Here is an 8,107-nt window from a genome sequence, read left to right on the forward strand (position 1 = left end):
AAAAAGAATTTTTCCTGCATAAAATTTTCTTATATTTTGAATAAATTTTCACTCGTAAGGGATTATAATGGCCGAAAACGAGCAACAGACTATAGTCGTGGGGGCGCAACAGGCGCAGTCTGCGAATTCAATTACCTTGCTAGAAGCGTTGTTTATCCTCTGGAAACGTCGCTATTTGCTTTTACTCTTTATTTTTATCGGAGCCATTGTCGGTGGAGTCATCGGTCAGTGGATTCGCCCGCAGTTCACAAGCGACACCTTGTTGCAGATTGATGTAAAGGGCAACAAGGCGGGCAAGGCGATGGGCGAAATGGGCGCCCTTCTCGAAGTGGCTAGCCCTGCCGATGCCGAAATAGAACTGATCAAGAGCCGTATGGTGCTCAACTTTGTGGTGTCCGAGGAACACTTGAGTTATTCGGCAATTCCGCAGGGGGCACTTAATCGCTTGCTGCACCGCGAAGGCCGCATGGATATTGACTACCTCGACATTCCGGAACTTGCCCGCGCGGACCGCTGGCAGGCGGTGGTAACGGGTGCGGATACTTATGCGGTTTATTCGCCCGAAGAGACTAAACTTGTAGAGGGCAAGGTGGGCGATTTGCTCAGGGCTCCTTACGCAGGCGATACTTTGCAGATTCGTGTGAACTTGATGCGGGCCTCTATTGGCGAAGAGTTCGTCATTCGGCAGGCTAATCCGCTACTCGCGGTGCGTGGCCTTGCGGGTTCGCTCAAGGTGGCTGAAAAGGGCAAGCAGACAGGCATTATCGGAGTTTCTTATTCGCACCGCTATGCCGACCGTGCTGCATCAATTCTGAATACGATTGCCAATACCTACGTGCGGCAGAATGTGGAAATGCGCAGTGCCGAGGCCGAAAAGACCCTGGAATTCCTGGAGTCCCAGTTGCCTGGCGTCAAGGCAAAATTGGACAGTGCCGAAAAAATCTTAGCGGACTACCGCCACCAGATTGGCTCGGTAGATATGACTGGGGAAACTCAAGCGCACCTGAGTAAAGAGATGGACCTGCAGCGCCAGCTGTTGCAACTCGAGCAACAGCGCCAAGAGGCAACGCGCCTATTCAAGGAAGAACATCCGTCGGTCGTAACGATTACAAAACAACAGGACAAGTTGCGTGGCGAACTTGCTCGCCTCAAAAAGGCTGCAGAATCGATGCCGATTACGCAGCAAGAAGTGCTTCGCTTGCAAGAAGATGTGGCAGTGAATAACGCCCAGTACACGAGTATGCTCAATAACATCCAGCAGTTGCGCGTGGTTCGTGCGGGTGAAGTGGGCAACGTGCGTATTGTGGACCTTGCGCAGGTGGAACCGATTCAGAGCAAACCGAAAAAGTTCAACATCCTCATTTGTTCGATGGCCGCTTTCTTTATGGTGGGGGTACTCTTGGTATTCCTGCTCCGTATGATGAAAAACGGTATTCGCAGTTCGCAGGAGCTGGAACATGCGACCGACGTCAGTGTTTTTGCAAAGATTCCGGAATCCAAGAACAAACTGTTGCGCAATAAGCGGAGTAAGCAGTCCCTTGTTGAAAACTCTCCAAATGACCAGGCGAGCGAGGCTTTCCGTACGCTGCAGACGGCGGTTGATTTCTCGCTTGGCGAGGGCCAGAAGGTACTGATGGTTTGTGGCCTTGTGCCGGGCGTGGGCAAGTCTTTTGTGTCTAAGAATTTGGCCGCAGTTTACGCAATGAATGGCAAGAGAATTTTGCTGATTGATGCCGATATGCGCAAGGGCGTTATCCGCAGTTCCAAACATGCGGGGCTTACCGAGGTGCTTTCGGGAAAAATCAATTGGCGCGATGCCGTTACCGATACCAAGTGCCTGAACCTCTTTGTGATGGGCTGCGGGAAGCGATTGATGTCGCCGAGTGAACTGTTGCGTCGCGATACTTTCAAAAATCTGCTCGAAGAAATGAAGTCAGAATATGACATGATTTTGGTGGATACGCCGCCAGTAAGCATGGTGACCGATGCCGAATTGATATACCCGTTGGTGGATTTTGCCCTGATGGTGGTTCACTACGGTACAGATTCTATAGGTCAGGTCAAGGAAAACTTGGCGAACTTGCGCCGCTATGCGGACAAACCTTGCGCTTTTGTGATGAACCACTGCGAATACGAACCGGGGCACTACTATGGCTATGGCTACTATGGCCACGGGTATTATGGAAAGGGATATTACGGAAAAGGCTACTTCAGCAAGGATTAGCCTCTCTATTTAAAACATTGATGGAAGTCTGTAAGAAATTTCGAACGATTTTAACACTTTTTTGTAGACTCTACAGAAAATTTTGGCTTGATTAACTATTTTTTAAATGTTGAACTTTGTAATGGAACCAAGAAGGAACACAAAATGAAAAAAATACTTGGGACAGCTTTACTGGCAGCAGGCTTAGGCTTTGCCCAGATAGGCATGGAGGGCGGCTCGGACGGTCTTCATCAGATTAACGCCAAGACGCTTGGCCAATGGAACTTTACCGTTGGTACGGGTGGAAACATCTCCATATCGTCTTGGGGACTTTCCCGTGGTGGCGTGTACGAACAGGATGGTGTTCGCCATAGCTACAACGATTGGGATTATTCCCAGGCGGGTAACTTCTTTGTAGGCGTCGGCCTGCTTGATTTTTTGGATGTAGGCGCAATTCTTCCGGTCTACTACGAACATGCGAATTCCGATGGTCCGTCAGGAAGCACAAACCAGTGGACAACGAGCCGAGGCGACCTCGACCTGTGGTCCAAGATTAGGCTCCCGCTAGACACCAATAAAATTTACTCCGTGGCGCTCATGCTGAATATGTATGTGCCGACCGGTGAAGCGAATGCCGGTGTGCGCCCCCGCCACGTATGGTACCTGAATAGTGATGGTTACACGCAACCGTTCACGGCCGATGACTGGGCTTTCTCGGCAGGCCTTGCGGCAACGTTTGACCTCACGAAAATTGGTAAGCCGTTCCGCATCAACTTGGCGGCCAGCTACCTCTATCCTCTGGATGTGTCTGAGACCCAGACGCTCGTCTATAGCGCGGGCGTCAACTGGCTCCCGAAGGAATGGGTAGACGTATTCTTGGAATACTCTGCCGAAATGCGCTTGCAGAGCAAGGGCGAATACAAGTTCGACCCGATGAAAGACCCGATGCTCATTACTCCGGGTTTCCGTTTCCACCTGCCTTACAACATCGACTTTGCCATGGGCCTCGAAGTGGCCGTGCGTACCTTCCAGAACCTTGGCTTCGATCATGACGATGAAATGAAGGGCTGCGACAACATGGTGGTCCACTACCAGGGTGAAGGTGGCGAAAAGGTCAATTACTGCTACGCCCCGACTCCGCTTATTTCGGGTGCAGCACTCCTTACCATCCGTTTCGGTGGTGATTCGTTCAAGGATGATGACGGCGACGGCGTAAACAACAGCAAGGACAAGTGCGCCCATACCAAGAAGGGCATCGCTGTCGATGAAACCGGTTGCCCGCTCGATTCCGATAAGGACGGCGTTGTAGATACTTACGACAAGTGCCCGAACACTCCAGAAGGCGTGCAGGTGAATACGGATGGCTGCGCCGACAAGGATTCCGCTTTTGTGACGGATGCCAATGCCGCTGCCGATTCTGCCGCCCGTGCCGATTCCTTGAATGCGGCCGAACGCGCCCGTCAGGATTCCCTGGCCCGCGTCGATACCGACAAGGATGGCATTCCGGATATCAAGGACAAGTGTCCGAATACACCCGAAGGAATTGTGGTGGATTCCCTGGGCTGCATGCTCGACTTTGACAAGGATGGCGTTGCCGACAATAACGATAAGTGCCCGAACACCCCGGAAGGCGTGAGCGTTGACAGCACCGGCTGCCCGATGGACTTTGACAAGGACGGCGTTCCGGACAACAAGGACAAGTGCCCGAACACCAAGGAAGGCCTCGCTGTAGATTCTACGGGCTGCCCAGCAGATACGGACAACGATGGCGTGTTCGATGGTGTTGACAAGTGTCCGGGAACGCCTGCAGGAATGCCGGTGGATTCTACGGGTTGCACGATGGATACCGACAAGGATGGCGTTCCGGACAATCTGGACAAGTGCCCGCACACCTTGGAAGGCGTACGTGTTAAGGAAGATGGCTGCCCGGTGAACAAGAAGGAAAACCTCGATGAACTCAAGAAGGGTATCCAGTTCCAGACGGGTTCTGCCAAGCTCACCAAGAAGAGCTACACCACGTTGAACGATATTGCCTCTTTGATGAGAAAGTTCAAGTCTGCAAACCTTGAAGTGCAGGGCCACACCGACAACACCGGTTCAGAAGACACGAACCAGAAGCTATCGCAGAAGCGTGCCCAGGCTGTGGTGGATTTCTTGAAGAAGAAAGGTATTGAAGATGACCGCCTGCGTGCGATTGGCTACGGCTCTGAAATGTCGATTGCCGATAACAACACGAAGGAAGGCCGTGAACAGAACCGTCGCGTAGAACTCGTTCCGTTCGAAAAGTAATCCCTTTAAAAAACAGTAGGGCCGACCTTTGAGTCGACCCTCTTTTTTTAATTCTTTGTGCTTGTAAAAATGAAGCTTTTATTAGTTTGTCTTTTATTCTTTGCTTCTCTCGTTTTTTCGCAGTCTGTGGTGGGTACGGAACGTAACCGTAACCTGCGTACGCTCGACAATTTGCCGATGCTTTTGGATTACCATCGCCATACGGTGGGGGAGTCCTTACAGTTTTTTACTTATCCACGCCGGAATGTTTCTTTTGTTCGTGATTTTACTGATAAAGAAAGAAATGCGCTTGTCTATTATGCCGATTCGATTGGTACTGGGAATGACGCGCACCGCTTTGCCATTGCGGCTTCGCCTGTTTTAGGCCTGGATTACCGTGGTGGGGAGGCTATTGGCGACACGATTTGGCCGGGGGTGGATGGCGGCCTTTACTTGCGCGGCTATGCGGATTCCTTGGACTTTGATTTGGATGCCCGCATTTATGCGGAAAAACATTCAGCCGAAAAGCCCAAGAGCTTTGATGGTGAAGTTTTTGACGTGCAGACCGAAGAAGGTAATGCCGGTGCCGATTATGTAAGTTATGCTCGCTACCGTGCCCATTTAGGGCTGAACTACGCCTGGGTGCGAGTTTCTTTGGCCCGCGATGTGCTGCACTGGGGGCCTGGCTATTACAATAACCTCACCTTTAACCAGTTTGCGCTCCCGTATAATATGGTCAACGTAGATATAACGTTTGGCCCTTTGCATGTGTATAGTGTTTATGGCGACTTGCGTGTGAATAGCTGGAGCTATAGCCCCGACAACTTGAATGACCGAAACCTGTATGCGCATCGCTATGAACTTGCCTTGGGCGACTTTACGGTGGGTATGAGTGAAATCCAGATTCTGTATAACGAAAACAAACCGTGGCTTTTTGTACCGGTAGTGCCGTTGTTTATTGAAAAAGGGAACTATTCCGAAAGAGTGAATAACGGGGCCCTAGCCTTCGATATGAACTACCGCCTGTTGAATGCGGTTCGCCTTTACGGGGAATTTTTCTTGGACGACATGGAATCGCCAATGGCCGTGTACGAAAATGAGTATAGCAATAACCGCTGGGCGGCGATGCTCGGTATGCAGGCGGGTTTCGATACGCATGTCGGAAAGCGTTTGCTGCAACTGGGAACGATTGCCGAAATTGCCCGTGTAGAGCCTTACACGTACTGTCATTACGATTCGGCTCGGGCGCAGATGGCGCACTTGGGTAAGCCCCTGGGGAATCCGAATGGGCCGAACAGCCTGGCGGTGGACTGGACGCTTTACGGTCAGCTGAATTTGAGCGGCCTTTCGAATGTTTTTGTGGGGCTGCACCAGAAATGGCTCTGGAAAGGAACGGATGAGGGGAGCAGCATCGATGACCCGTACAAGACGGTGCCCAAGCGCTTTGTGCATAACGCCCCGTTGCACTATTCTCTGCTCCCGATGCTTAGCTATAGGGGCTCGCATGTGGCGGTGATGGGCGAATATGGATTCTTTGACGACAAGTATGTGAACGTGCGCATTGCGTTTATGATGTAAAATAACGGAATTGTGTAAGTTTTTTGGAATTTTTATAAACTAAGCCTTTGTTAGTTAGAAATAAGTTTTTATATTTGTAAACGAGTTCTTTACTTTTGTGGGAAAGGGTGTATAAATGTCTCAGTTTAAACAAATTTTTATCAATTTCAGGCTTCGTAAGCGCTTGCTTGCTCTGGTAGATGGCTTTATCGTTTTTGTGGCCGGTCTGCTAGTCAATATTCCGTTGCCTGCCTTTGCGGACCGCATCGATAGGGCGCATCTTTTCTCTTTTTTACTCCTTTGTGCCTTTTCTTGCTTTGCTTGCCAGCTCCTATTCGGGGCATACAATAAGCTGTGGCGTTATTTCAACTTGAGCGATTATCTGAGCTGTGTCAAGGGGATTTTTGGCGGCTTTGTGATTGCCTCCCTTCTCTATTATATCATAGCAGGGGACCTGTTTATCGGCTTTACGGTGCTGACGGGTATCATTGCGGTGGTGGGCGTGTGCCTGTTCCGTTACCTGTTCAAGGGAACCTTTATTTCGCTTGTAAATGCGGGGCTTGAAGAAGGGAAAAAGCGCCGTACCATGATTATCGGTGCCGGTGAGGCCACGCGTGTGCTGCTTGACGAAATTAGCCGACTGCAGTCTCCGGAAGAAAAGGATGCCGTTGGGGCGACTGAAACCTACGGAATTTATCCGGTTTGCCTGATCGATGATGACCGTTACAAGATTGGTAAACCTTTTCACAACGTTCTGGTGGCTGGCAGTACAAGCGACATCGAAAAGATTGCTCGCCTCGAACATATTGAGCAGATTATTTTTGCGATTCCCAGTTGCCCGCCTAAAGACCGTGCGGTGATTTTGGACTTGTGCGGAAAGACGGGGCTTCCGGTCAAGATTTTGCCGTTTGTGGGGAGCTTGCAAGATGTTTCGGAGACTCAAAAGTCCAACTACATTTCGCAGATTCGTGACATTAAGGTAGAAGACCTTTTGGGGCGTGAACCGATCAAGTTCGACAATTCCGAAATTCGTGAATTTATTGAGAACAAGGTTTGCATGGTGACCGGCGGCGGTGGCAGTATCGGTAGCGAACTCGTGCGCCAGATTGCCAAGTACAACCCGGCCCAGGTGATTATCGTGGACATTTATGAAAACAACGCCTACGATATTCAGCAAGAATTGGTGATGGAATACGGCAAGAGCCTGAACCTGGTGACGATTATTGCGAGTGTGCGCGACTATTTCCGCATGAACCAGATTTTCAAGAAGTACAAACCGCAGGTGGTGTTCCACGCGGCGGCTCACAAGCATGTGCCGCTCATGGAAAATAACCCGATGGAAGCCATTAAGAACAATGTGGTGGGTACGTTCAATATGGCAACGCTTTCGCTGATTAACAACGTCAGTAAGTTCGTTATGATTAGTACCGACAAGGCCGTGAACCCGACAAACGTGATGGGGGCTTCTAAGCGTTGCTGCGAAATGATTGTGCAGTTCTTTTCGCAACAGAAGGACTGCCATACCGATTTTGTGACGACCCGCTTTGGTAACGTGCTGGGCAGTAACGGATCCGTGATTCCGCTGTTCAAACGACAGATTGAGCAGGGCAAGCCCGTGACAGTGACTCACCCGGACATTATCCGCTACTTTATGACGATTCCGGAAGCGGTGAACCTGGTGCTCGAAGCGGCTAGCTTTGCGCACGGTGGCGAAATCTTTGTACTCGATATGGGCCAGCCGGTGAAAATTGTGACCTTGGCCGAAAACCTGATCCGCATGTACGGCAAGGTGCCGTATAAGGATGTCGAAATCAAGTTCACGGGACTGCGCCCCGGTGAAAAGTTGCTCGAAGAATTGTTGATGGGCGAAGAGGGCCTGCAAAAGACCAAGAACAAGCTCATTTACATCGGTAAGCAGATTCCTATCGACTTGGATTCCTTTGTGAACCAGCTATGGGATTTGAAGAATGCCGCTCAGGCCAATGACGACAAGAAGGCTGTTTCGGCACTGCATAAGATTGTGCCCACCTTCACGACCCCCGAAGAATTCAATAAGACCGTGATGATGCCTAAAGTGTA

Annotated in this window: 4 protein-coding genes; all 4 read left to right on the top strand. The window is 50.4% G+C overall.

The features are described from left to right. The first annotated feature begins 67 nt into the window (after window positions 1–67). Window positions 68–2,224, top strand: coding sequence for a polysaccharide biosynthesis tyrosine autokinase (locus Q0W37_RS14800; protein WP_297702317.1), 2,157 nt, complete (start codon window positions 68–70; stop codon window positions 2,222–2,224). Between the two features lie 144 nt (window positions 2,225–2,368). Continuing rightward, window positions 2,369–4,492 carry a thrombospondin type 3 repeat-containing protein gene (locus Q0W37_RS14805; RefSeq protein WP_297702318.1) on the top strand — a complete coding sequence of 708 codons (2,124 nt, stop codon included), beginning with the start codon at window positions 2,369–2,371 and terminating at the stop codon, window positions 4,490–4,492. A 69-nt stretch (window positions 4,493–4,561) separates the two neighbouring features. Then, the gene (locus Q0W37_RS14810; protein WP_297702319.1) at window positions 4,562–6,049 is read left to right on the top strand and encodes a hypothetical protein; all 1,488 of its coding nucleotides are present in this window, start codon (window positions 4,562–4,564) and stop codon (window positions 6,047–6,049) included. 115 nt (window positions 6,050–6,164) lie between these two features. Next, window positions 6,165–8,107, top strand: a 1,943-nt coding sequence (locus Q0W37_RS14815) for a nucleoside-diphosphate sugar epimerase/dehydratase (RefSeq protein ID WP_297702320.1), incomplete at its 3' end; no start/stop codon positions are given.

This window comes from uncultured Fibrobacter sp. (assembly GCF_947166265.1).
In the GTDB taxonomy this organism is placed as follows: domain Bacteria; phylum Fibrobacterota; class Fibrobacteria; order Fibrobacterales; family Fibrobacteraceae; genus Fibrobacter.

Excerpts from the sequence above, each read along its gene's own strand:
- Q0W37_RS14800 (WP_297702317.1), top strand. The coding sequence starts at position 68 with ATGGCCGAAAACGAGCAACAGACTATAGTCGTGGGGGCGCAACAGGCG.
- Q0W37_RS14810 (WP_297702319.1), top strand. The coding sequence starts at position 4,562 with ATGAAGCTTTTATTAGTTTGTCTTTTATTCTTTGCTTCTCTCGTTTTT.
- Q0W37_RS14805 (WP_297702318.1), top strand. The coding sequence starts at position 2,369 with ATGAAAAAAATACTTGGGACAGCTTTACTGGCAGCAGGCTTAGGCTTT.